The organism is Mycolicibacterium austroafricanum, assembly GCF_902705885.1.
GTDB classification, from domain to species: domain Bacteria; phylum Actinomycetota; class Actinomycetes; order Mycobacteriales; family Mycobacteriaceae; genus Mycobacterium; species Mycobacterium vanbaalenii_A.
In genome coordinates, this window is the sequence record NZ_CACSIP010000012.1 from 188,433 (window position 1) to 208,940 (window position 20,508).

Annotated in this window: 22 protein-coding genes and 2 riboswitches; of the genes, 12 read left to right on the top strand and 10 right to left on the bottom strand. The window is 67.4% G+C overall.

Going from position 1 to position 20,508, the window contains the following annotated elements:
* The first annotated feature begins 20 nt into the window (after positions 1-20).
* Positions 21-1,139, top strand: coding sequence for a GGDEF domain-containing protein (locus tag BEMPMBAN_RS09660; RefSeq protein ID WP_234897384.1), 1,119 nt, complete (start codon positions 21-23; stop codon positions 1,137-1,139).
* 83 nt (positions 1,140-1,222) lie between these two features.
* Here the strand turns inward: BEMPMBAN_RS09660 and BEMPMBAN_RS09665 are convergent, their stop codons facing one another.
* Positions 1,223-1,765, bottom strand: coding sequence for a carboxymuconolactone decarboxylase family protein (locus BEMPMBAN_RS09665; RefSeq protein ID WP_159230133.1), 543 nt, complete (start codon positions 1,763-1,765; stop codon positions 1,223-1,225).
* The gene (gene ramB / locus BEMPMBAN_RS09670; RefSeq protein ID WP_159230134.1) at positions 1,762-3,201 is read right to left on the bottom strand and encodes an acetate metabolism transcriptional regulator RamB; all 1,440 of its coding nucleotides are present in this window, start codon (positions 3,199-3,201) and stop codon (positions 1,762-1,764) included. Before ramB ends, BEMPMBAN_RS09665 begins: the two co-directional genes overlap by 4 nt.
* Before the next feature lie 133 nt (positions 3,202-3,334).
* Between ramB and BEMPMBAN_RS09675 the strand changes: the two genes are divergently transcribed.
* The 3 genes from BEMPMBAN_RS09675 (at position 3,335) to BEMPMBAN_RS09685 (ending at position 6,595) form a co-directional block, all read left to right on the top strand.
* Positions 3,335-4,111: an acyl-[acyl-carrier-protein] thioesterase gene (locus tag BEMPMBAN_RS09675; protein ID WP_159230335.1), complete on the top strand. Its 777-nt coding sequence runs from the start codon at positions 3,335-3,337 to the stop codon at positions 4,109-4,111.
* A 265-nt stretch (positions 4,112-4,376) separates the two neighbouring features.
* Positions 4,377-5,663, top strand: coding sequence for an isocitrate lyase (aceA, locus tag BEMPMBAN_RS09680; RefSeq protein WP_159230135.1), 1,287 nt, complete (start codon positions 4,377-4,379; stop codon positions 5,661-5,663).
* 80 nt (positions 5,664-5,743) lie between these two features.
* Complete coding sequence (locus BEMPMBAN_RS09685) at positions 5,744-6,595, top strand: 3-hydroxybutyryl-CoA dehydrogenase (RefSeq protein WP_159230136.1); 852 nt, start codon at positions 5,744-5,746, stop codon at positions 6,593-6,595.
* Here BEMPMBAN_RS09685 and BEMPMBAN_RS09690 read toward each other — a convergent pair.
* The 3 genes from BEMPMBAN_RS09690 to BEMPMBAN_RS09700 form a co-directional block, all read right to left on the bottom strand.
* Entirely contained in the window at positions 6,589-7,497 is a 909-nt protein-coding gene (locus tag BEMPMBAN_RS09690) for an endonuclease domain-containing protein (protein ID WP_159230137.1), read from the bottom strand. The genes BEMPMBAN_RS09685 and BEMPMBAN_RS09690 overlap by 7 nt on opposite strands.
* Positions 7,498-7,600: 103 nt before the next feature.
* Positions 7,601-8,467, bottom strand: a complete 867-nt coding sequence (locus BEMPMBAN_RS09695) for a polyphosphate kinase 2 family protein (RefSeq protein ID WP_159230138.1) — start codon at positions 8,465-8,467, stop codon at positions 7,601-7,603.
* 4 nt (positions 8,468-8,471) lie between these two features.
* Positions 8,472-9,176, bottom strand: a complete 705-nt coding sequence (locus tag BEMPMBAN_RS09700; protein ID WP_159230139.1) for a TetR/AcrR family transcriptional regulator — start codon at positions 9,174-9,176, stop codon at positions 8,472-8,474.
* Between the two features lie 128 nt (positions 9,177-9,304).
* Here BEMPMBAN_RS09700 and BEMPMBAN_RS09705 point away from each other — a divergent pair, with 128 nt between their 5' ends.
* From BEMPMBAN_RS09705 to deoC, 6 genes are all read left to right on the top strand, one after another.
* Positions 9,305-10,615 carry a DUF445 domain-containing protein gene (locus BEMPMBAN_RS09705; protein ID WP_234897385.1) on the top strand — a complete coding sequence of 437 codons (1,311 nt, stop codon included), beginning with the start codon at positions 9,305-9,307 and terminating at the stop codon, positions 10,613-10,615.
* A 90-nt stretch (positions 10,616-10,705) separates the two neighbouring features.
* Positions 10,706-11,221, top strand: coding sequence for a helix-turn-helix domain-containing protein (locus tag BEMPMBAN_RS09710; protein WP_159230141.1), 516 nt, complete (start codon positions 10,706-10,708; stop codon positions 11,219-11,221).
* A gap of 17 nt (positions 11,222-11,238) precedes the next feature.
* The gene (locus BEMPMBAN_RS09715; RefSeq protein WP_159230142.1) at positions 11,239-11,862 is read left to right on the top strand and encodes a heparin-binding hemagglutinin; all 624 of its coding nucleotides are present in this window, start codon (positions 11,239-11,241) and stop codon (positions 11,860-11,862) included.
* Positions 11,863-11,910: 48 nt separating this feature from the next.
* Positions 11,911-12,192 carry a DUF2516 family protein gene (locus tag BEMPMBAN_RS09720; RefSeq protein ID WP_159230143.1) on the top strand — a complete coding sequence of 94 codons (282 nt, stop codon included), beginning with the start codon at positions 11,911-11,913 and terminating at the stop codon, positions 12,190-12,192.
* Complete coding sequence (locus BEMPMBAN_RS09725; RefSeq protein ID WP_159230144.1) at positions 12,192-12,602, top strand: DUF2599 domain-containing protein; 411 nt, start codon at positions 12,192-12,194, stop codon at positions 12,600-12,602. The genes BEMPMBAN_RS09720 and BEMPMBAN_RS09725 overlap by 1 nt, the downstream gene beginning before the upstream one ends.
* Complete coding sequence (deoC, locus tag BEMPMBAN_RS09730; RefSeq protein WP_159230336.1) at positions 12,599-13,282, top strand: deoxyribose-phosphate aldolase; 684 nt, start codon at positions 12,599-12,601, stop codon at positions 13,280-13,282. The genes BEMPMBAN_RS09725 and deoC overlap by 4 nt, the downstream gene beginning before the upstream one ends.
* Positions 13,283-13,284: 2 nt before the next feature.
* Here deoC and BEMPMBAN_RS09735 read toward each other — a convergent pair whose 3' ends face one another.
* From BEMPMBAN_RS09735 to BEMPMBAN_RS09745, 3 genes are read right to left on the bottom strand one after another with little or no spacing between them, the layout of a single operon-like run.
* Positions 13,285-14,181 (bottom strand): LmeA family phospholipid-binding protein, encoded by an 897-nt coding sequence (locus tag BEMPMBAN_RS09735; protein WP_159230145.1) that lies wholly within the window; start codon positions 14,179-14,181, stop codon positions 13,285-13,287.
* On the bottom strand, positions 14,178-15,005 hold the full coding sequence (locus tag BEMPMBAN_RS09740; RefSeq protein ID WP_200845938.1) for a carbon-nitrogen hydrolase family protein: 828 nt from the start codon (positions 15,003-15,005) through the stop codon (positions 14,178-14,180). Before BEMPMBAN_RS09740 ends, BEMPMBAN_RS09735 begins: the two co-directional genes overlap by 4 nt.
* Before the next feature lie 26 nt (positions 15,006-15,031).
* Complete coding sequence (locus BEMPMBAN_RS09745; protein ID WP_159230147.1) at positions 15,032-16,180, bottom strand: agmatinase family protein; 1,149 nt, start codon at positions 16,178-16,180, stop codon at positions 15,032-15,034.
* A gap of 11 nt (positions 16,181-16,191) precedes the next feature.
* A riboswitch (guanidine-III (ykkC-III) riboswitch) is annotated at positions 16,192-16,260 on the bottom strand.
* A gap of 127 nt (positions 16,261-16,387) precedes the next feature.
* A riboswitch (guanidine-I (ykkC/yxkD leader) is annotated at positions 16,388-16,494 on the top strand.
* 27 nt (positions 16,495-16,521) lie between these two features.
* Between BEMPMBAN_RS09745 and BEMPMBAN_RS09750 the strand changes: the two genes are divergently transcribed.
* Positions 16,522-18,057, top strand: a complete 1,536-nt coding sequence (locus BEMPMBAN_RS09750; RefSeq protein ID WP_159230148.1) for a high affinity choline transporter 1 — start codon at positions 16,522-16,524, stop codon at positions 18,055-18,057.
* Positions 18,058-18,088: 31 nt separating this feature from the next.
* Here the strand turns inward: BEMPMBAN_RS09750 and BEMPMBAN_RS09755 are convergent, their stop codons facing one another.
* Together BEMPMBAN_RS09755 and BEMPMBAN_RS09760 are read right to left on the bottom strand one after the other, a co-directional pair.
* Positions 18,089-18,886, bottom strand: coding sequence for a class I SAM-dependent methyltransferase (locus BEMPMBAN_RS09755; protein ID WP_159230149.1), 798 nt, complete (start codon positions 18,884-18,886; stop codon positions 18,089-18,091).
* 21 nt (positions 18,887-18,907) lie between these two features.
* Positions 18,908-19,420, bottom strand: coding sequence for a DUF2505 domain-containing protein (locus BEMPMBAN_RS09760; RefSeq protein WP_159230150.1), 513 nt, complete (start codon positions 19,418-19,420; stop codon positions 18,908-18,910).
* Between the two features lie 26 nt (positions 19,421-19,446).
* Between BEMPMBAN_RS09760 and BEMPMBAN_RS09765 the strand changes: the two genes are divergently transcribed.
* Positions 19,447-20,496 (top strand): UDP-N-acetylmuramate dehydrogenase, encoded by a 1,050-nt coding sequence (locus tag BEMPMBAN_RS09765; RefSeq protein ID WP_159230151.1) that lies wholly within the window; start codon positions 19,447-19,449, stop codon positions 20,494-20,496.
* Positions 20,497-20,508: the final 12 nt, after the last annotated feature.

Genomic DNA, 20,508 nt, shown 5'->3' on the forward strand with positions numbered 1-20,508 from the left:
ACGACGTCGAATTTCGTCACTTGACGGGGTTCACCGGCAACCTCGAGAATGTGCCGGTGGGGGACGGTGTCGTGATGCGCCTGCTGCTTCAATGGTGGCGTCAGCGCGACGAATACCAGTGGCGCATCGAGTTTCTGCGCAGCCGCGGGCTCCTGCCCATTCTGCGGTACCTGATCGCCGCCATCGGCACCACGATGGGCGCGCTCGCGGCGCTGAACGCTGTCGCCCCGCCTGCCGCCGACGGCACGCTGATCCGGGTCGGCTGGGCGGTCGTGGCGGTCGGTTCCCTGGCCTGGGGGGTGCGCTGGGCGGTGCTGCCGTGGCCGTCACCCCGCGAGTCGGCGGTGCTGGTCGTCTTCGTCGACGTGCTGATGACCCTCTCCGCGCTGCTGTTCGGCGATCCGAACCTCGCCATGTCGGGGATCCCGATCCTGCTGTGCGCCGGCGGGTATGTGGTGTTCTTCCACGGCCCGCGGCTGCACGTGGCCCACATCGCGTGGTGTACGGCGGCGGTCGTGGGTATTGCGGTGTGGTTGGCGATGTCCACCCCCGAGTACGGGCTGCAGGTGGCGGTGTCGCGGGCGGTGATCGCGTTGCTGGTGACCGTGTGCATCCTGCCGGCCCTGCAGTTCGGCTTCTGGTTGCTGCAGGGCAGTTCCAAGCAGTCGCTGACCGATCCGCTGACCGAGCTGACCAACCGTCGCGGACTGCCGGTCTCGATGCAGCGGCTCAACGAGGCGTCGCCCGACGCCGACCTGTGCGCACTGCTGATCGACGTGGACGGATTCAAGGGGGTCAACGACACGCTCGGGCATGCGGCGGGCGACGAGGTGCTGATCCGCACGGCGCGGCGGATCCGTGCCAGCGTCCGGTCCGATGCCGTGGTGGTGCGGTGGGGCGGTGAGGAGTTCCTGGTGGTGGACCGGATCCGGGCCGATCAGGCCGGCGCGGTCGCCGAGCGGATCCGGTCGGCGGTCGCAGCGCCTGCGCAACCGGCCGTCACCGTCAGCATCGGCCTTGCCACCAGCACGCGGTCCGGGTCAGACATCGGTGAGGTGATCACCGCTGCCGACGCGGCGATGTACGAGGCCAAGGCCCGGGGCGGCGACCGGGTCGCCATCGCCGCCGAGATCTGCTGACCCGGCCAGGTGCCGGTGTAGGAACGCGAGGACGTCATCAGCCTTGGCGAACCCGCCGAGGCCCAGTCGGGCGTCGCGCCGCCTCAGTCCGGGAAGTCGAGCGGCACTGCAAGCGTCGTGATGGTCGCCGCCAGCCCGTCGTATTGCGCTGCCAGAAAACAGAATTCGATCAGCTGCTGGGTGCTGAGATGTCCGGCCAGCGCCTGCCACGTCTGGGGTGACACCCCGCGGGTGACGACGAATTCGTCGGTTGCGGTGATCAGTACCCGTTCACGGTCACTCAGCCCTTCGGCGTCGGGTCCTTCGAAGATCCTGGCCTGGAACTGCGCGTCGAGCCCCCGGGAGCGGGCCAGCCTGCGGTGCTGCTGCAGTTCGTACTCGCATTCGCGCAGATGGCCGACCCGCAGGATGACCGTCTCGGCGTCGCGCCGCGAGAGCTTGCCTGCGTAGAGCAGGTAGCCCGACAACGGCAACCACACCGGGAACAGCAGCCGATGCCGGCCGAGGACGTTGAACAGGCTGAACCGGGGGGCCCGGATGCCGCGGGCGCCGAGCTTGGCGATGGCCCAGTTGATCGGACCCAGTTCACGGAATCCGCCGGGTGGGATACGGGCAGGTGCACTCACGTTTGCCTCACCAGATAGGGGGACACCGTCGAGCGGTGTTCGTCGATGTCCAGCGCGCGGCCCAGTGCCGGAAACGCACGCTGCGGACAGTTGTCTCGTTCGCAGACCCGGCAGCCGGCGCCGATCGGCGTCGCCCGGACACCGGGGTCACCGGACAAGTCGAGCCCTTCCGAGTAGACCAGCCGCTGCGCGTGGCGCAGTTCGCAGCCCAGGCCGATTGCGAACGTCTTACCAGGCTGACCATAGCGCGACGCGCGGCGCTCCACGGTCCGGGCCACCCACAGGTAGCTGCGGCCGTCGGGCATCTCCGCGAGCTGGACGAGGATCTTGCCGGGGTTGGCGAACGTCTCGTAGACGTTCCACAGCGGGCACGTCCCGCCGCTGGAGGAGAAGTGAAAACCGGTGGCGGACTGGCGTTTCGACATGTTGCCCGCGCGGTCGACCCGAACGAACGAGAACGGCACCCCACGCATCGACGGCCGCTGAAGCGTCGAGAGCCGGTGGCAGATGGTCTCGTAACTCACCGAGTAGTAGGCCGAAAGTCGCTCGACGTCGTAGCGGAACTTCTCCGCGACCTCGTGGAAGTGGCCGTACGGGAGCACCGCCGCGGCGGCGAAGTAGTTCGCCAGCCCCAGCCGGGCCAGCCTCCGAGACTCCTCGCTGGTGAAGTGGCCTTCGTCGACGAGCTTGTCGACCAGGTCACCGCACTCCAGATAGGCCAGTTCGGCGGCCATCCGGAACACCGTCTGACCGGTGGACAGGTGGGCGTTGAGCTCGAGGGTCTTCGACGCCGGGTCGTAACGGTGCAGCACTCCCTCGCCGAGATCAATACGGCGAATGATCCTGACGCCGTGCACGATTCGCAACCGGTCGGTCAGGTCGCCGGCGAGGTCGCCCCGTTGTATCCGCATCCCCGCGGTGAGTTCCTCGGCGCAGGTGTCGAGTTCGTGCAGGTAGTTCTGCCGCTGGTAGAAGTAGTCGCGCACCTCTTCGTGCGGCATCGTGATGGACCCGGTCCCGCTGCCTCCCGGATTGACCCCCACGTTGAACCGGTCCTCCGTCGCCGCGGCCAATTGGGTGGTCGTGAGCTGATAGCGACGGTGCAGATTGACCATCGCCCGGGCCAGCGCCGGATGGGCGCCGACCATGTCGGCGATCTCGGCCGGCTCGACGTCGACGTCGAGATCGCGGTCCAGCATCACCTCGCGCAACTCGGCGATCAGCCTGGTGTCGTCCTGCGAGGCGAAGAACGTGGCGTCCACCCCGAACACCTCGGTGATGCGCAGCAGCACCGCGACGGTCAGCGGCCGCACGTCGTGCTCGATCTGGTTCAGATAACTGGGGGAGATCTCGAGGGTCTGTGCCAGCGCGGCCTGGCTGAAACCGCGTTCGCTCCGTAGCTGCCGGACGCGGGCGCCGACGAACGTTTTGGCCACGATAAGTCAGCGTAGCCGGGACTGGCAACGTTGCGAAGCCACTATTTGCATACTTGGCAACTGGGACCGTGTGGCAGTATCAAAATCCGTGAAGACGACCACCGGGGGGCCGGCCCAGGGACTGGCCAAAGCGATGATGCCGGTACCTGATCCGCACCCCGACGTGTTCGACGTGCACTGGCCTTTACGGGTCGCCGACGTCGACCGCACGGGCAGGCTGAAGTTCGACGCCGCGACGCGCCACATCCAGGACATCGGGTCGGACCAGTTGCGGGAGATGGGCTTCGAGGAGACCCACCCGCTGTGGATCGTGCGCCGGACCATGATCGACCTGATCGAGCCCATCGTGTTCAAGGACACTCTGCGGCTGCGGCGGTGGTGTTCGGGAACCTCCAACCGATGGTGTGAGATGCGGGTCCGCATCGACGGTCGCCGGGGCGGCCTGATGGAATCCGAGGCGTTCTGGATCAACATCAACCGGGAGACCCAGGGGCCGGCGCGCATCGCGGACGACTTCATCGAAGGCCTGCAGCGCACCACCGACGTGGACCGGTTGAGGTGGAAGGCATATCTGAAGGCCGGCAGCCGCGAGGACGCCGAGCACATCCGCGAGTACCCCGTTCGGGTCAGCGACATCGACATCTTCGACCACATGAACAACGCGGTGTACTGGAGTGTGATCGAGGACTACCTGTTCGGTCAGCCCGAGTTGTTGGCGGCGCCGTTGCGGGTCACCATCGAGCACGACCTGCCGGTGGCACTGGGCGACAAGCTCGAGATCATCCGGCACACGTATCCGCCGGGCTCGACCGACCGGTTCGGCCCCGATCTCGTCGACCACACTGTTACAACGCTCACATACGCCGTGGGCGAGGAGACCAAAGCGGTCGCGTCGATCTTCGCGCTCTGAAACGCATTCGTAAACAGTACGGGCGTACTGACCTGCGTGTATTCGCTACTGGTGAGTAGACGCTGAACCGTTTCAGTCGTTTGCGGCCTTCGCAAGATTTGCAAGATGACTGCACGTGTTGGCGAAAATTGGCAACGGAAACTGGTGGACCTGCGGTTATGCCATGAGGCATCCTCGGGTCAGCACACCAGTGAACGAGCTGGCGCGTTAACAAACTCGGAGGCTCCGTGAGTCTCCTGCTATTTGCAAAACGAAGGAGCAGTCGATGTCGACCGTTGGCACGCCGAAGAGCCCGGAACAGATCCAGCACGACTGGGACCACAACCCGCGCTGGAAGGGCATCACCCGCAGCTACACCCCCAAGGACGTCGTCGCCCTGCAGGGCACCGTCGTCGAGGAGGCCACGCTGGCCCGCCGCGGCGCCGAGGTGCTGTGGGAGCAGCTGCACGACATGGAGTTCGTCAACGCGCTGGGCGCGCTGACCGGCAACATGGCCGTCCAGCAGGTGCGCGCCGGTCTGAAGGCCATCTACCTGTCGGGCTGGCAGGTCGCCGGTGACGCCAACCTGTCCGGCCACACCTACCCCGACCAGAGCCTCTACCCGGCCAACTCGGTGCCGCAGGTGGTGCGCCGGATCAACAACGCGCTGCTGCGGGCCGACGAGATCGCCAAGGTGGAGGGCGATCGCTCGGTGGAGAACTGGCTGGCCCCGATCGTCGCCGACGGCGAGGCCGGTTTCGGTGGCGCGCTGAACGTCTACGAGCTGCAGAAGGCGATGATCGCCGCCGGTGTCGCCGGTTCACACTGGGAGGACCAGCTGGCCTCGGAGAAGAAGTGCGGTCACCTCGGTGGCAAGGTGCTGATCCCGACCCAGCAGCACATCCGGACGCTGACCTCGGCGCGCCTGGCTTCCGATGTCGCCGATGTGCCGACCGTGGTCATCGCCCGCACCGACGCCGAGGCCGCCACGCTGATCACCTCCGACGTCGACGAGCGTGATCAGCCGTTCATCACCGGTGAGCGCACCGCCGAGGGCTTCTACCGGATCAAGAACGGCCTGGAGCCCTGCATCGCCCGCGCCAAGGCCTACGCGCCCTACTCCGATCTGATCTGGATGGAGACCGGCACCCCGGACCTCGAGCTGGCGAAGAAGTTCGCCGAGGGCGTCAAGAGCGAGTTCCCGGACCAGATGCTGGCCTACAACTGCTCGCCGTCGTTCAACTGGCGCAAGCACCTCGACGACGCGACGATCGCGAAGTTCCAGAAGGAGCTCGGCGCGATGGGCTTCAAGTTCCAGTTCATCACGCTGGCCGGCTTCCACGCGCTGAACTACTCGATGTTCGATCTGGCCTACGGCTACGCCCGCAACCAGATGAGCGCCTACGTCGAGCTGCAGGAGCGCGAGTTCGCCGCCGAGGAGCGCGGTTACACCGCGACCAAGCATCAGCGTGAGGTCGGGGCCGGCTACTTCGACCGGATCGCCACCACGGTGGACCCGACGTCGTCGACCACCGCGCTGGCGGGCTCGACCGAAGAGGGTCAGTTCCACTAGGGCGGCTCGTGCCACTGAGTTGATAGCGTCAGGCCCCGTCCGTGTCTTGCGGGCGGGGCCTGCTGCTGTGAGGAGTAGTTGTGAGCATTGAAAGGGTCGGCGTCGTCGGCGCCGGGCAGATGGGTGGCGGGATCGCCGAGGTGTGTGCCAAGGCAGGCGCCGATGTGATGGTGTTCGAGCCGACCGAAGAGCTGGCCGCCGCGGGCCGCGCGCGCATCACCGCCTCGCTGGAACGTGCGAAGGCGAAGGGCAAGCTGGCCGCCGACGATTTCGAGATCGTGCTCGCCCGGCTGAAATTCACGACGAACATGGCCGACCTGGCCGATCGCCAGCTCGTCATCGAGGCGATCATCGAGGACGAGGCCGTCAAGGCCAAGGTCTTCGCCGAACTCGATGCCGTCGTCACCGATCCCGATGCCGTGCTGGCGTCGAACACCTCGAGCATCCCGATCATGAAGATCGCTGCGGCGACCAAGAATCCGGGCCGGGTGTTGGGTATGCACTTCTTCAACCCGGTGCCCGTGCTGCCGCTTGTCGAGCTGATCAGCACGCTCGTCACCACCGACGAGGCCGTCGCGAGGGTCGAGCAGTTCGCCGAGAAGCTCGGCAAGCAGGTGGTGCGCTGCGGCGACCGCTCCGGTTTCATCGTCAACGCACTCCTGGTGCCCTACCTGCTGTCGGCCATCAGGATGGCCGAATCCGGCGTGGCCACCGTCGAGGACATCGACACCGCCGTCGTGGCGGGCCTGTCGCATCCGATGGGACCGCTGCGGCTGTCCGACCTCATCGGGCTGGACACGATGAAGCTGATCGCCGACTCGATGTACGACGAGTACAAGGACGCGCACTACGCGCCGCCGCCGCTGCTGCAGCGGATGGTGGAGGCCGGGCAACTCGGCAAGAAGTCCGGCAAGGGCTTCTACAGCTACTGACGTCGAGCGTGCAGTTGTTGTACACAACTCTCGAGTGAGGCGTGCGAAACCTGCACGCTCGGCGTCAACTTCAGGGCCTTCGCCACCCGGTTGATCACCGTCTGAGGCTGGTTGCGCAGCTGAGTCCAGCTCACGCGGATGATCGTCCACCCCAGCGAAGCCAGGCATTCGTGCCGCTCGATGTCACGTGCTCGCTGCGCGGGATCGGTCCAGTGCTGGTGACCGTCGTACTCCACGGCCACCAGAGGGTCGCGCCAGCCCATGTCGAGGCGGTACACGAGGCCACGTTCTCTGACGGGTATCTGCGTTTCGGGCCGCGGCATACCCGCCGCCACGACCATCAGCCGGGTCGTCGTCTCGGGCGGCGACTCGGCGCCGGCGTCGGCCACGCTCAGGGCAGTGAGGGCGCGACGAACACCCCGCGCCCCGGGATTGCGTCGGGCGACGGCCAGGACGTCGTCGACCGAACATCCGGTCGCATTGAGGAGCGCGTCGATCTGAATCACCGAAGCGACGAGAGCCATGCGCCGGGTGATGTCGAAAGCAGTTCGTGACGGCGTCGTGGCGGAGATCGCCCCGAGACGGCAGAAGTCGTGATCGCTGAGCGAACCGCTGTGCACCAGAATCCCCTGCGGCGCTCGGCGGTGAGAGCGGATCAGTTCTGCCGGAGCCGACGTGTCGACGTAGCGGCTGCCCAGCACCGCCGCGGCGCTCAGCCCGGCCAGAGTCGCGGAGCGTCCGGACCAGAGCCACGCCGCGACCGCCTTGTCTTTCGCGGTGAGCTTCTCTCCCCGGCGGACGTATACGTTGCGAAACAGCTTCGAGTAGTCGCGCGCGAGCTCGCGCCGGGTGACGGCACCGGATGCCAGCGCTTCGGTGGCCACCACGAGTCTCTGTCGCATGGCCGAATCGTCGTCCGGTCACCCGACAGTTCCGTCGGGCGTGCAGAAGTTATACACAGAGCCCAGGTAACGCGTGCGACAACTGCACGCTCGGCAACCGGATCTAGGCCGACGCGAGTCGCTTCTTCTCGGCCTCGACGTCGAAATCCGGTGGCGGCCAGGCCATGTTCAGGCGTTTGAGCGCCTCGATGAGGAGTTCGGTGATCGCCAGCCGGCTGTACCACTTCCGGTTGCACGGCACGATGTGCCAGGGGGCGTACTCGGTGGACGTCCGATCCAGCATCGCCTGGTAGGCCTCCTGGTAGAGCGGCCATTTCAGCCGTTCGTCGATGTCGCCCGGGTTGTACTTCCAGTACTTGTCCGGTCGCTCGAGCCGCTCGGAGAGCCGCTTCTTCTGTTCGTCGAGCGAGACGAACATCGCGACCTTCACCAGTGCGGTGCCCCCGTCGACGAGTGCGCGTTCGAAGGCGTTGATCTCGTCGTAGCGGGGCTCCCACACGTCCTGCGGCACCAGATTGTGCACGCGCACGATGAGCACGTCCTCGTAGTGGGAACGGTCGAAGACGCCGATGTGTCCAGGCGTCGGTAGTGCCTTGCGGATGCGCCACAGGTAGTGATGGGACAGCTCCTCGGGCGTCGGCCGGCCGAAGCTGGTGTACTTGATCCCCTGCGGATTCGCGTCGCCCACAACGTGTTTGACGATTCCGCCTTTGCCCGCGGTGTCCATCCCCTGCAGCACCAGCAGCACCGACCGGGTGTCTCCCGAACGGCTGTTGGCGTAGAGCTTCTCCTGGAGCTCGGCGAAGCGCACATTGCGCTCTTCCTGCAGTGTGGGCGCGTCGGCCTTGTTGCCGCGAAACCCGGGGGTGGCGTCGGTGTCGATGTCGCGGACCTTGTCGCCGGGACGGAACATCAACTCGACGTGCGGTTCGTGCGTCCACAACGTGGGCAGATCCGGTAGCTCGCTCACGCCTCTAGTCAACCAGCCGCGGCGGAAGCACAGGTGACGGATGGGGCATCTGCCGGAACTTCTCCAGCGAGCCACCCACCTCGACGATTCCGCACAGCGCGCTCCAGGACAGCATCGTGAGGTAGTCGATCAGTTCGTCGGACGTCATCCGCGGGTTGGACATCCAGGAGTGCGTGGCGAGTTGGACACCGCCGACGATCTGGAAAGCCCAGGGCCCGATGCCGCCGGTGTCCATCCCGACCTCGGCCATCCGCCGGCGGAACATCACGGCCAGCATCCGGGCGATGATCTGTTCGGAATCGGCGACGGCCTTGCTCTTGCTCGCCGAGTTGTTGGCCATCACGAACCGGTACGGCTCGGGCTCGTTGGCGACGGTGTCGACGTAGACCCGGATGATCTCGCGGGTGAGGTCGTAGCCGTCCAGGTTCGACGACAGTGCCGCCGCCATGTTCGGGATCAGGGTGGTCTGCGCGAAACGCATCATCACCGCGGTGGTGAGGTCGTTCTTGTCGACGAAGTAGCGGTACAGCACCGTCTTGGACACCCCGATCTCGGCGGCGATCTCGTCCATGCTGACGTTGCTGCCGCGGCTGCGGATAGCTTCGAGCGTGCCGTCGACGAGTTCGTTGCGTCGCTCGACCTTGTGCTTGTGCCAGCGTCGTTTGCGGCCATCGGTCTTGACCGCCACCGGCGGGGATTGCTGTGCCACGTTCGCGGTAATCCATTCCCTAGTCCCCGTCGATGATACGGCGGCCGGCAGGACGCGCAGGCTGGCGGGACACGGTGGCCGTCGACATCACAGCCGGGCCAGTTGCTGACGTAGCGGATGATGTAGAGGTGGCACACAGAACCGACGTCGGAGCGCGGCCCAGCTTCGCCGAAACCCTAGCCGGGGCCGACTCAGCCTCCGACGCCGAACGCAGGCGCGGTCTGCGCAGGATGAAGGCCGTGGCCCTGAGCTTCCTGCTCGGTGCCACGGTCATCTTCCTGGTGTGCACGTGGGCCCAGTCCCAAGGAGCGGCGCCGTGGGTCGGCTATGTCCGGGCGGCCGCCGAGGCCGGCATGATCGGCGCGCTGGCCGACTGGTTCGCCGTCACCGCGCTGTTCAAGCACCCACTGGGCATCCCGATCCCGCACACCGCGATCATCAAGCGCAAGAAGGACCAGCTCGGCGAGGGCCTCGGTGACTTCGTCCGGGAGAACTTCATGTCACCCGAGGTGGTCGAGACCAAACTGCGTGGCGCCCAGGTCGCCGGCCGGATGGGGAAGTGGCTGTCCGAACCCGTGCATGCCGAGCGGGTGGCCGCCGAGGCGTCGACGGTGCTGCGGGTGCTGGTGGAGATGCTGCGGGACGAGGACGTCCAACAGGTGCTGGACCGGATGATCGTCAAGCGCATCGCCGAGCCGCAGTGGGGCCCGCCGATCGGCCGGGTGCTGGCATCCCTGTTGGAGGCGGGACGCCAGGAGGCGCTGATCCAGCTGCTCGCGGACCGGGCCTTCGAGTGGTCGCTGAACGCCGGCGAGGTCATCGAGCGGGTCATCGAGCGCGACTCGCCGTCGTGGTCGCCGCGGTGGGTGGACAGCCTGATCGGTGACCGGATCCACCGCGAACTGATGGACTTCACCGACAAGGTGCGCCGCAACCCGGACCACGAGCTTCGCCGCTCGGCCACCAAGTTCCTGTTCGAGTTCGCCGCCGACCTGCAGAACGACGAGGCGACGATCGAGCGCGCGGAGAACGTCAAGAACCAGATCATGGCCCGCGACGAGGTGACCAGGGCCGCCGAGACCGCCTGGACCGCGGCCAAGCGCATCCTGATGGAAGCCGTCGACGACCCGAGCTCGACGCTGCGGGCCCGTATCGCCGACGCGGTGGTGCACATCGGGGAGTCCCTACGCGACGACTCCGACCTGCGCGACAAGGTCGACAACTGGATCGTGCGGGCCGCTCAGCATCTGGTCGGCCAGTATGGGACGGAGATCACAGCGATCATCACCGAGACCATCGAACGCTGGGACGCCGAGGAGGCGAGCCGCCGGATCGAACTGCACGTCGGGCGTGACCTGCAATTCATCCGGATCAATGGCACCGTGGTAGGTGCACTGGCTGGGCTGGTCATCTATTCGGTGGCGCACCTACTGTTCTGACCTGCGCTAGCTAGTGCTTGCAAAAGTTAGCACCCCGTCGTACGGTTGGGTTGTAGCTGTTCGGTTACCCAACGCAACGAGAGGGCAATCATGTCGCAGGATGAAAATCTTGCCGCTGTCGTGTCCAACGCTGCGCAGGACATCGGGAGCTTCATCCGGAGCCAGCGCGAAGCCGCGCAGGTGTCCGTGCGGCAACTCGCCGAGAAGGCAGGTGTCAGCAATCCCTACCTCAGCCAGATCGAGCGCGGACTGCGGAAACCCTCCGCCGATGTGCTCAACCAGATCGCCAAGGCACTGCGGGTCTCTGCTGAGGTGCTCTACATCCGGGCCGGGATTCTCGAGCCGGCGGAGCCGGGCGAGGTTCGGGACGCCATCGTCACCGACACGGCGATCAACGAGCGGCAGAAGCAGGTGCTGCTCGACATCTACACGTCGTTCTGCCAGCAGAACGAGGCCGCCCTTCTCGAAGCCGCACAGGCGATAGGCGCGCAGGACACCACCGAAGTCAGCGAAGCAGATGAGGAGCCGACGACTGAACAAGACCAAAGCCCAGTCCAACGTCCGCTGCAACTCACTCAAATGCCGAACAACGACCCCAGAGCGTGAAACGAAAGGAAATGACCATGGCTGAGAAGAACCAGATCGAGATCGACGACCTGAAGGCCCCGCTGCTCGCCGCCGTCGGCGCTGCCGACCTGGCCCTCGAGCGAGTCAACGAGATCGTCGCGGCACTGCGTGAGCGTGCCGGCGATGCCCGCACCGACGCCGAGGCCCGTGCCGAGGCGAGCCGTGCGCGCATCAACAAGCTGCAGGAAGAGTTGCCGTCGCAGTTCGACGACATCCGCGACCGGCTCACCTCCGACGAACTGCGCAAGTTCGCCGACAGCTACGCCGAGGCCGCGCAGACCACCTACAACAAGCTCATCGAGCGCGGTGAGGCCGCGCTGGAGCGCCTGCGTAGCCAGCCCGCACTGGGAGAGGCCGCCAACCGCGTCGAGGGATACACCGACCAGGCCGTCGAGCTGACCCAGGAAGCGCTGGGCAACGTGGCCACGCAGACCCGTGCGGTCGGCGAGCGTGCCGCCAAGCTGGTCGGCGTCGAGCTGCCGAAGAAGGCCGAGTCCGCTGCCGAGCCGGTGAAGAAGGCCGCCAACAAGGCTCCTGCCAAGAAGGCCCCGGCCAAGAAGGCCCCGGCGAAGAAGGCTCCTGCCAAGAAGGCGCCGGCCAAGAAGGTCACCCAGAAGTAGGCACACCGGAGTTCGACCGGAGGACGTAACCCGCATAGGCTGTCGAGCGTGGAGCTCCAAGGCTTGGTGGGTTACGTCCTCTTCGCTTTACAGGTCGCTGTGCTGGTCGCGGCGGTCTATGCATTCGTGCATGCGGCCATGCAGCGGCCGGACGCGTACACCGCGGTCGACAAGCTGACCAAGCCGGTGTGGCTGGTCATCCTCGGTGTCGGGGTGTTGCTGGCACTCGTCCTCGGCATTTTCGGCGTGGCGATCGCCGCGGCGGCCTCCGGCGTGTACCTCGTTGATGTCCGCCCGAAGATCCTTGAAGTCCAGGGGAAGTCACGCTAGTGCGCCGTCTGCTGGCTGTGGTGGCGGTCGCCTGCGCACTGCCGCTCGCCGCGCCCACCGCGTCGGCCACGCCGGTCGTCGCCGCGCCGCCGTACGTCGACCATGTCGAGTGGGCGAAGTGGGGGGACCTGTCCAGCCTCCGGGTGTATCCGACGCCTGCCGGGCGCGGGTTGTCCGGCATGCCGGGCAGCCGGGCCCAGGCCGACGAGGCGTGGACCGAAGTGCTGGCGCTGTCCCCGGACGCGGCGATCCCCGGGATGCGGGAGCAGTTCATCTGTCACTGGCAGTTCGCCGAATTGGTCGAGCCCGGCAAGGTCAGCTGGAACCTCGAGCCGTGGCGCCCCGAGGTCGATGAGAACCAGATGATCTCCGCCGGTTGCAATCCGGGCGGCACCGAAGAGCCCTTCTGATGGGCTCTCGCACCCGCGCCGAGGTTGCGGCGCTGGTCGATCACACGCTGCTCAAACCCGAGGCCACCGCGGACGACGTGGCGTCGCTGGTGGCCGAGGCCGCCGAACTCGGGGTGTTCGCGGTGTGTGTGTCGCCGTCGATGGTGGTGGTGGCCCGACGCGCGCTTTCGGAGGTGCCGAAGCTGGCCGCCGTCGTGGGTTTCCCGTCAGGCAAGCACCTTTCGTCGGTGAAGGCCGGTGAAGCGCACGCCGCCGTCGCCGACGGTGCCCACGAGATCGACATGGTGATCGACGTCGGGGCCGCGCTGAGCGGGGACTTCGACGCCGTTCGCGGCGATGTCGCGGCGGTCCGCGACGCCATCGGCGAGGACGTCGTGCTGAAGGTCATCGTGGAATCAGCGGCCCTGCTGAGCCTCGGGGACGAGCGCACGCTGATCGATGCCTGCCGGGCCGCCGAAGCCGGCCGAGCGGATTTCGTCAAGACCTCCACCGGGTTTCACCCGAGTGGGGGAGCGTCGGTCCGTGCGGTGGAACTGATGGCCGAGGCCGTCGGAACCCGATTGGGCATCAAAGCCAGTGGCGGCATCCGCACGGCCGCGGACGCCTCGGCGCTGCTCGACGCCGGCGCCACCCGATTGGGGCTGTCCGGCACCCGCGCGGTACTCGACGGTCTGGGCTGAACCTACAGTCCGGCGAAGCAGGGGTCTTCTGTCTGCTTCGGGATCGATGCGTTGCGGGTCGAGAACTGGCTCGCCACACCGGTATCGGTGACCTCGATGGAATCTACCCGGATGTCCATCGGGTAGTCCTGGGTCAGCTCCGCGGTGAACGCGTCCAGCGCCGGCTGCACGATCTCCCGCGGCAGTGTGAAGCCGAGCCCGGTCAGGTTCTCCACCTGCAGCGAGATGCCGCCGTCGACGACCTCGGGGCGAGTGGTGATGCTGCCCAGCGCACCTTCGAGTTCGATGGTCCCGTCCGCCGGGTTGGTCGTCACGCCGGTCACGAAGCTGCCGACCAGCGGGATGGCGCGCTGAATGGTCTCCTTGATGCCCTGGGCGGTCCAGTTGATGTTGGCCACCAGCGAGCCCACCGACCCACCCGAGGTGGGGGTGTCCTCCAGGCGCACGTCGTTGATGTCGAGGTTCAGCTTCATTCCGCGGGCGTCGCGCAGCTGGTTGCCCGCGGTCTCGATCCTGATGTTGGTGTAGTGGCCCGACACATGCTGGACCAGGAACGGCGGGAACACCCCGAACGACGCGGTGACGTCGTCTCGCACCACGCACTCGACCACCGAGGCGACCACGGTGTCGGCGCGGTTGCGGGCGTACAGCTCACCGCCGAGCAGCCCGGCGAACACCAGTGCCACGACGATGACGACGGCCAGCACGATGGAGAGTGGATCGCTGAAGATCTTCTTGAACTTCGCCGGCAACGAGGAATCCTCCTCCTCTGGGGGGCCAGGGGGCGTCTGCCCGGGCGTATAGCCCTGGGGGGGAAATCCGTCTGGCGGGTTCTGCGCGAAGGGTGGCTGTGGTGGGCCGGGCGGCTGCTGCGGCTGACGGGCCCAGGGATCGGTCACCTGAGCGATTCTGCCTTACCCCGATGAGTGATCCCTGAGCGGTTACGCATCACCGCGACCGCCTCGCGGGCCTTGCGTGCGGCTTCCAGGTCGATGTCGCAGACCAGCAACTGTGGGTCGCTGCCCGCCGATGCCAGAACCTCGCCGAGCGCAGAGGCGACGACGCTGCCACCCACACCCGTCGGACCCTCCGTGGCGATCTGGTCGCCGGGGTAGGCCTGCCCGACGGCGGCGACCACGCTGTTCGTGTCGATCGCGCGGGCGCGGGCCAGCAGTGTCCACTGGTCGAGTTTGCCCGGCCCGGCGCCCCAGGATGCGTGCGCGGTGATCACTTCGGCGCCCCGCTCGGCCAACTCGACGTACAGCTCGGGAAACCGGATGTCGTAACACAGCGACAGGCCGACGGTGACAGGTCCAGAGCCGTCGTCGACCTCGATGACCACCGGTTCCCGGCCCGGCGCGACGGACTTGGACTCGGCGAAGCCGAACGCGTCGTAGAGGTGGATCTTGTCGTAGCGAGCGTCCACCCCCGGACCGGTCGCCAGCAGCGTGTTGGTGACCCGGCCGTCACCGACGGGGGCGAACATACCCGCGACGACGACGACACCTGCGCGCCGGGCGATGTCGCGGACAGCGTCGGCCCACGGCCCGTCCAGCGGCTCCGCAACCGGCGCCAGCGGCACCCCGAAGCGACACATCGTCGCCTCGGGGAAGAGCACCAGCGTCGCGCCCGCGTCGACCGCCCGCGACGTGTAGTCCTCGACGAGGTCGAGGTTGGCGGTCGGGTCGGTGCCGCTGCGGATCTGGGCCAACGCCACCCGCATTTCGGAGCCCATGTCGAACAGCCTAGTTACGGCCCCCAGGCCGGTCGGTCCAGCGCGGCGGACTTGTGGCCGAGCTTGCCGGAGCGGACCTGTGCGGCCAGGCTGTCGAGGATCACCCGCGAGCTCATCAGCGCGGTCTGCTCGGCCCAGTCGTAGGGAGGCGAGCACTCCACGACCTCGATCCCCGCGAGACCGGGCTCGGAGACCATCTTGACCAGGTTGAGGGCCTCGCGCGGCAGCAGGCCGCCCGGCTCGGGCCAGCCCGTTCCCGGCACGAACCCGGCGTCGATGACGTCGATGTCGAACGACAGGTACACCGCCTTGGCGCCCTTCCAGGCGATCTCGAGCGCCATCTCCGCGATCTTCTCGACCCCGACTCGCTCGACGTCGCCGACGGTGATCACCGTCGACTTGCGATCCCGGCCCACCTTCACGCCTTCACGCGGGCTCTGCCAGCCGCCGATACCGATCTGCACCAGGTTGGTCGCCGGCGCGTTCTTGATGTTGGTCGCGTGGAACCACGGGGTGGTGTGCATCCGCTCGTCGAGGTCGGTCTCCTGGGTGTCGACGTGGCGGTCGAAATGGATGATGCCGATGTTGCCGTCCATGTAGGGGGCCAGCCCTCGGACGGTGGGAAAGCCGATGGAGTGGTCCCCACCGAGCACGATCGGCATCACGCCCTTCTGTGCGACGTGCGCCATCGCCTGGCTGATCTGGTCGAAGGACTTCTCCAGGTTGCCCGGGATGGTGAACACGTCGCCGATGTCGACCATGTTGAGTTGCTCGCGCAGGTCGACGCCGGACTCGTAGTTGTAGGTGCCGAACAGGTTGGTCGAGCGGCGGATGCCCTGCGGGCCGAAGCGGGTGCCGGGCCGGTAGGTGGCGCCGGCGTCCAGCGGGACGCCGAAGATGGCGACCTCGGCGTCGTCGACCTGGTTGACGTCCTCGATGAACGGGCATTTCAGGAAGGTGCCGCGCTCGCCGGCGAAGTGCGGTTTCTCCCCGCGGACGAACGTCGAGATCGTCCGGTCGTTGATCGTCGGGGCGGCCTCCAGGCCGAAGCTCAGGCCGCGGTCGATCTCCTCGCGCAGCCTGCGGTCCGACAGGTTCGCCTCGGCTTGTTGCGCCCAGGCGCCCTCGGCGTTGGGCAGTGACGGGTCGGGTGCATCGGACACTTGTGCTCCTCAACGCGCCGTCTTGTCGCTGACCGGGTACGACGCACCTCGTCCGGGGAACCGGTTCGCACGGCCCCTGCGGAACATTGTTGGCACAGCCGCGAATTCCTGTCCAGCGCTAACGGAAACGTAGCGTTTACACCGCGCGCGACCTGACGTAACGATTCGGGTTTTTCCTGGATGCCGACCCACTCAGAAAACAAGCGTGTGGGGCGCGTCTAGGGTTCCGCCGTTCGCGGGTCTGGTCCGAGAGACGCAGGCGGCCCGGCGGTGATGCCGGGGTCGTTCCACGGCGGGATAAAAGCCCGGGAGACTCCAGCGTTTCATCAGGAGGCTCCAGCATGATTCTTCTCGGCGTAGGTCTCAGCATTGTCGTCGTCACCCTGATCGGGCTCGCGGTCGCCCGGCGTGTCGGCGGTGACAGCACGAATTTCCTCGTCGGCGGCCGAAACCTGGCCCTGCCGTTGGTCGGTGCGGCCCTGATGGGGCAGGCCGTCGACACCAACGCGACCCTGGGTAACACCGACCTGTCGTCGGCATTCGGCTTCTGGGCGGGCGCGGCACTGCCTCTGGGGCTGGGACTGTGTCTGCTGATCACCGGCATCTTCTTCGCCAAGCCGATGAACCGGATGGGGCTGACCACACTGCCCGACTACTACCGGCTCCGGTTCGGCAGGCCGGTCGAGGTGGCCTCGTCGGTCCTGATGATCGTGGCGTTCGCGATCCTGGTGGCCGGCAACCTGGTTGCGGGCGGATTCCTGTTCGAGTACTTCGTCGGATTCCCCTACTGGGTGGGTGTGGTGCTGATCGCAGGGATCGTGCTGCTCTACACCGGGGCCGGCGGGATGCTCGCCGACGCCTACACCGCGATCGTGCAGATGAGCCTGATCCTGGTGGCCGCGGTCGCCACGCTGATCTGGGTGACGGTCACCTACGGCCTGACCGTCCCCGAGGGCATGGGCCCGTTCGACCTGGGCCAGCTCGGTGATCCGGCGCAGGGCGCAGCGATCAACTGGGCGACGCTGATCGCTCTGGGGATCGGTGACATCGTGGCCATCGACTTCATGCAGCGGATCTTCTCGGCCCGCTCGCCGGAAACCGCCCGCCGGGCGTGCTTCATCGGTGCGGCCGGCGCGGCCGCGATCGGAATCCCGTTCGCTCTGGTGGCGCTGGCATCCACCGCGATCGTGCCGGAGGGGTCAGACGGGCCGGTGCTCTTCGTCCTGCTCAACGACTTCGCGCCGATCGGCCTGACGGTGCTGGTGCTGGCCGGCATCGTCGGCGCGTCGATGAGCACCGCCAACGGCGCCATTCTGGGCACCGCGGCGGTCGCGGTACGCAACGTCGGAAACGTCAAGCGGGTGCACGTCGAGGGCAGGGTCGATCCGCTGTTGCGGGCCACCCGGTGGGCGATGATCCCGGTTGCGGCGGTGTCGGTGCTGTTCGCCCTCAAGGTGCCGCAGACCGGGATCCTGCTGACGCTGGCGTTCGACCTGCTGCTGGCCTGTCTGATCGTGCCATTCGTGCTGGGCCTGTATTGGCGCCGCGGGACCGCGACGGCGGCGATGGCGGCGATCGTGGTGGGCCTGGCGGTCCGGCTCGGGCTGTTCGTGATGACCCCGACGATGTACGGGGTGGACAACACCATCCTCTATCTGCCGAACGGGTTCTTCGACGCCACCTTCGACGGTTACCCGACGTTCATCGCGTTCGCCGCATCGCTGCTCACCTACGTCGTGGTCGCCGTTCTCACCAAGCCGGCGACGTTGCGCGGGTTGGACATCCAGCTTGCCGAGGACATCGATGAGGCGCTGGCAGCGGTGGACCGGACCGCCGAGGAGTCCGCGGAGCCGGTCGAGGCCACCAACGCACCCTGACGGCGGGCGCAATGCGGCCTGACGGGCCAGCTCAGCCGTCGGGGGCGACGGCCGACCACGGCACCGTCAGCACCCCGTCGCGCAGGCTACGGCGCGGCGCGGTGACCGGGAAGCCCTCGGCGGCAAGCATTTCCACCATGGCGCGCCAGCGCATCCTCGGCCCGAACACCCCGTGGCCGGCGACGCTGGCCCACGCACGGTCGGCGGCCTGCAGCAACGCGTGGATCGGCTGACCTGAAACATTGTGGTGGATCAGCACTTTGGGCAGCCGCTCGGCCAGATCCGAGGGCCGGTCGACGGTGAACGGGTCGCATGCCAACGTCAGGCTGACCACCGAGACCGCATCCAGGAGCACCCAGCAGCATCGGCGTCCCAGCTCGTCACAGGTGCCGTCGACGATCAGGCCGCCCGGGGCCAAGCCGCGTCGCATCGCCGCCCACGCATCGCGCACCGCGTTCTCTGGATATTGCCGTAACACGTTGAACGCGCGCACCAGAACAGGTCGGTGTCCGGCCAGTTCGAAGCCGCCGAGCGCGAACTCCACTCCCGGCGCCACCGCGGCCCGGCCGATCCGTACCCGGTCGGGGTCGATCTCGAGGCCGACGACGCGGATGTCGGTGCGCAACGATCGCAGCCGGATCGCCAGCTCGAGGGTGGTCACCGGCAGGGCGCCGTAGCCGAGGTCGACGACGAGCGGATCGGTGGCGGACTGCACGGCGTTGCGGACCCGAGGATCGTGGACCAGCCAGCGGTCGCTGCGACGCAACCTGTTGTGGCCGGTGGTGCCCCGCGTGATCGCGCCGAGTGGCGCACCAGCACGCTGAGCCATGGCGCCGATCCTAGTTCGTGGTCAGCCGTTTTCCGTGATCCACACCGTGGTGAAGCGTTGCTCTGCGATCAGCAGGTCGACCAGCTGGCTGCCGATGAAGTTCTCGATCTTGCCGCCCACGAGCGGAACCCGGACCTCCACCGTGGCGGTCAACGCCATGCGAGCCCCCGGCTGCGAGGTCGCCGGCGCCAGCACGGCCTCTCCGGTCAACCCGGCCGGCGCACCGGGAATGCTGCCGGACACCACCGCCGAGGCGCGCCCGTTGACCATCGGCGTCCACATCTCCTCGCGCACGAAACTCAGATCGCCGCGGTGGAATTGCGTCACCACACCGGGCAGACGATCCGACCGCAGGGTCTGGGTGGTGCGGATGCGGATCCCGCCGTCCTCCCCGAGTACCAGTTCGTCGAGCGTGGCGTGGTCGGCGCCGGAATCGCCCAACCGGACCAGCCAGTACTGCTCGTCGCTGAACGCCCTGTGGACCTGTTCGACCGTGCCGCCGTATTCAGCGGCCATGTCGAATGAACGCGGCATGAAAGACCACGCTACCGTTACCGCCCGTGGTCTCTTCGTCGATCGACGGTGTGGCGGTCGCCGAGAACGTCCCGCTCGCGCCGCTGACCACGCTGCGCGTCGGTCCGGTCGCGCAGCGGCTGCTCACCTGCACCACCACCGACCAGATTGTCGCTGCTCTGCGCGAGGTCGGCCCGGAAGCGCTGGTGCTGGCCGGCGGATCCAACGTGGTACTTGCCGACGACCTCCACGGGCTCACCGTGGTCCGGCTGGCGAACACCGGCATCACCGTCGACCGCGACATGGTGCGCGCGGAGGCCGGGGCGGTGTGGGACGACGTCGTCGCCGCCGCGTTGGCGCACGGACTGAGCGGGCTTGAATGCCTGTCCGGGATACCGGGATCGGTGGGGGCCACCCCGGTGCAGAACGTGGGAGCCTACGGAGCGGAGGTGGCCGACACCATCCGCCGGGTCCGGCTGCTGGACCGGCGCACCGGTGAGGACCGGTGGGTGACGCCCGACGTGCTCGAGTTCGGTTATCGCACAAGCATTCTGAAGAACTCATCGGACCGGGTGGTGCTCGAGGTGGAGTTCGCGCTGCAGGCCGCAGACCGCAGCGCTCCGCTGCGCTACGGCGAACTCGCCGCAGCGCTCAGCCTCCGGCAGGGGGACCGCGCGGACCCGGCGCAGGTGCGGGCGGCGGTGTTGTCGCTGCGGGCAGGCAAGGGCATGGTCCTCGACGAGGACGACCACGACACCTGGAGCGTCGGCTCGTTCTTCACCAACCCGGTGGTGACGCGCGCGGAGTTCGACCGCCTCGCCGGCACGGTCGACGGGCCCGTTCCCCACTATCCCGCCGCCGACGGGGCGAAGCTGGCCGCGGGCTGGCTCGTCGAACGGGCCGGTTTCGGCAAGGGTTATCCGGGTGCGCAGGCGCCGGCCCGGCTGTCCACCAAGCACGCCCTGGCGCTCACCAACCGCGGGCACGCGAGCAGCGATGACGTCATCGCGCTGGCCAGGACGATCCGCGACGGGGTCGTTGCGGCTTTCGGGATCGAACTCACACCCGAGCCTGTGCTGATCGGGTGCGATTTCTAGGTACGCTCGGTT

Coding starts and splice junctions, on each gene's coding strand:
- BEMPMBAN_RS09710 (WP_159230141.1), top strand. CDS start 10,706: ATGTCGCAGGATGAAAATCTTGCCGCTGTCGTGTCCAACGCTGCGCAG.
- BEMPMBAN_RS09755 (WP_159230149.1), bottom strand. CDS start 18,886: ATGGCTCAGCGTGCTGGTGCGCCACTCGGCGCGATCACGCGGGGCACC.
- BEMPMBAN_RS09715 (WP_159230142.1), top strand. CDS start 11,239: ATGGCTGAGAAGAACCAGATCGAGATCGACGACCTGAAGGCCCCGCTG.
- BEMPMBAN_RS09740 (WP_200845938.1), bottom strand. CDS start 15,005: ATGCGGGTGGCGTTGGCCCAGATCCGCAGCGGCACCGACCCGACCGCC.
- BEMPMBAN_RS09750 (WP_159230148.1), top strand. CDS start 16,522: ATGATTCTTCTCGGCGTAGGTCTCAGCATTGTCGTCGTCACCCTGATC.
- BEMPMBAN_RS09675 (WP_159230335.1), top strand. CDS start 3,335: ATGATGCCGGTACCTGATCCGCACCCCGACGTGTTCGACGTGCACTGG.
- aceA (WP_159230135.1), top strand. CDS start 4,377: ATGTCGACCGTTGGCACGCCGAAGAGCCCGGAACAGATCCAGCACGAC.
- BEMPMBAN_RS09760 (WP_159230150.1), bottom strand. CDS start 19,420: ATGCCGCGTTCATTCGACATGGCCGCTGAATACGGCGGCACGGTCGAA.
- BEMPMBAN_RS09690 (WP_159230137.1), bottom strand. CDS start 7,497: ATGCGACAGAGACTCGTGGTGGCCACCGAAGCGCTGGCATCCGGTGCC.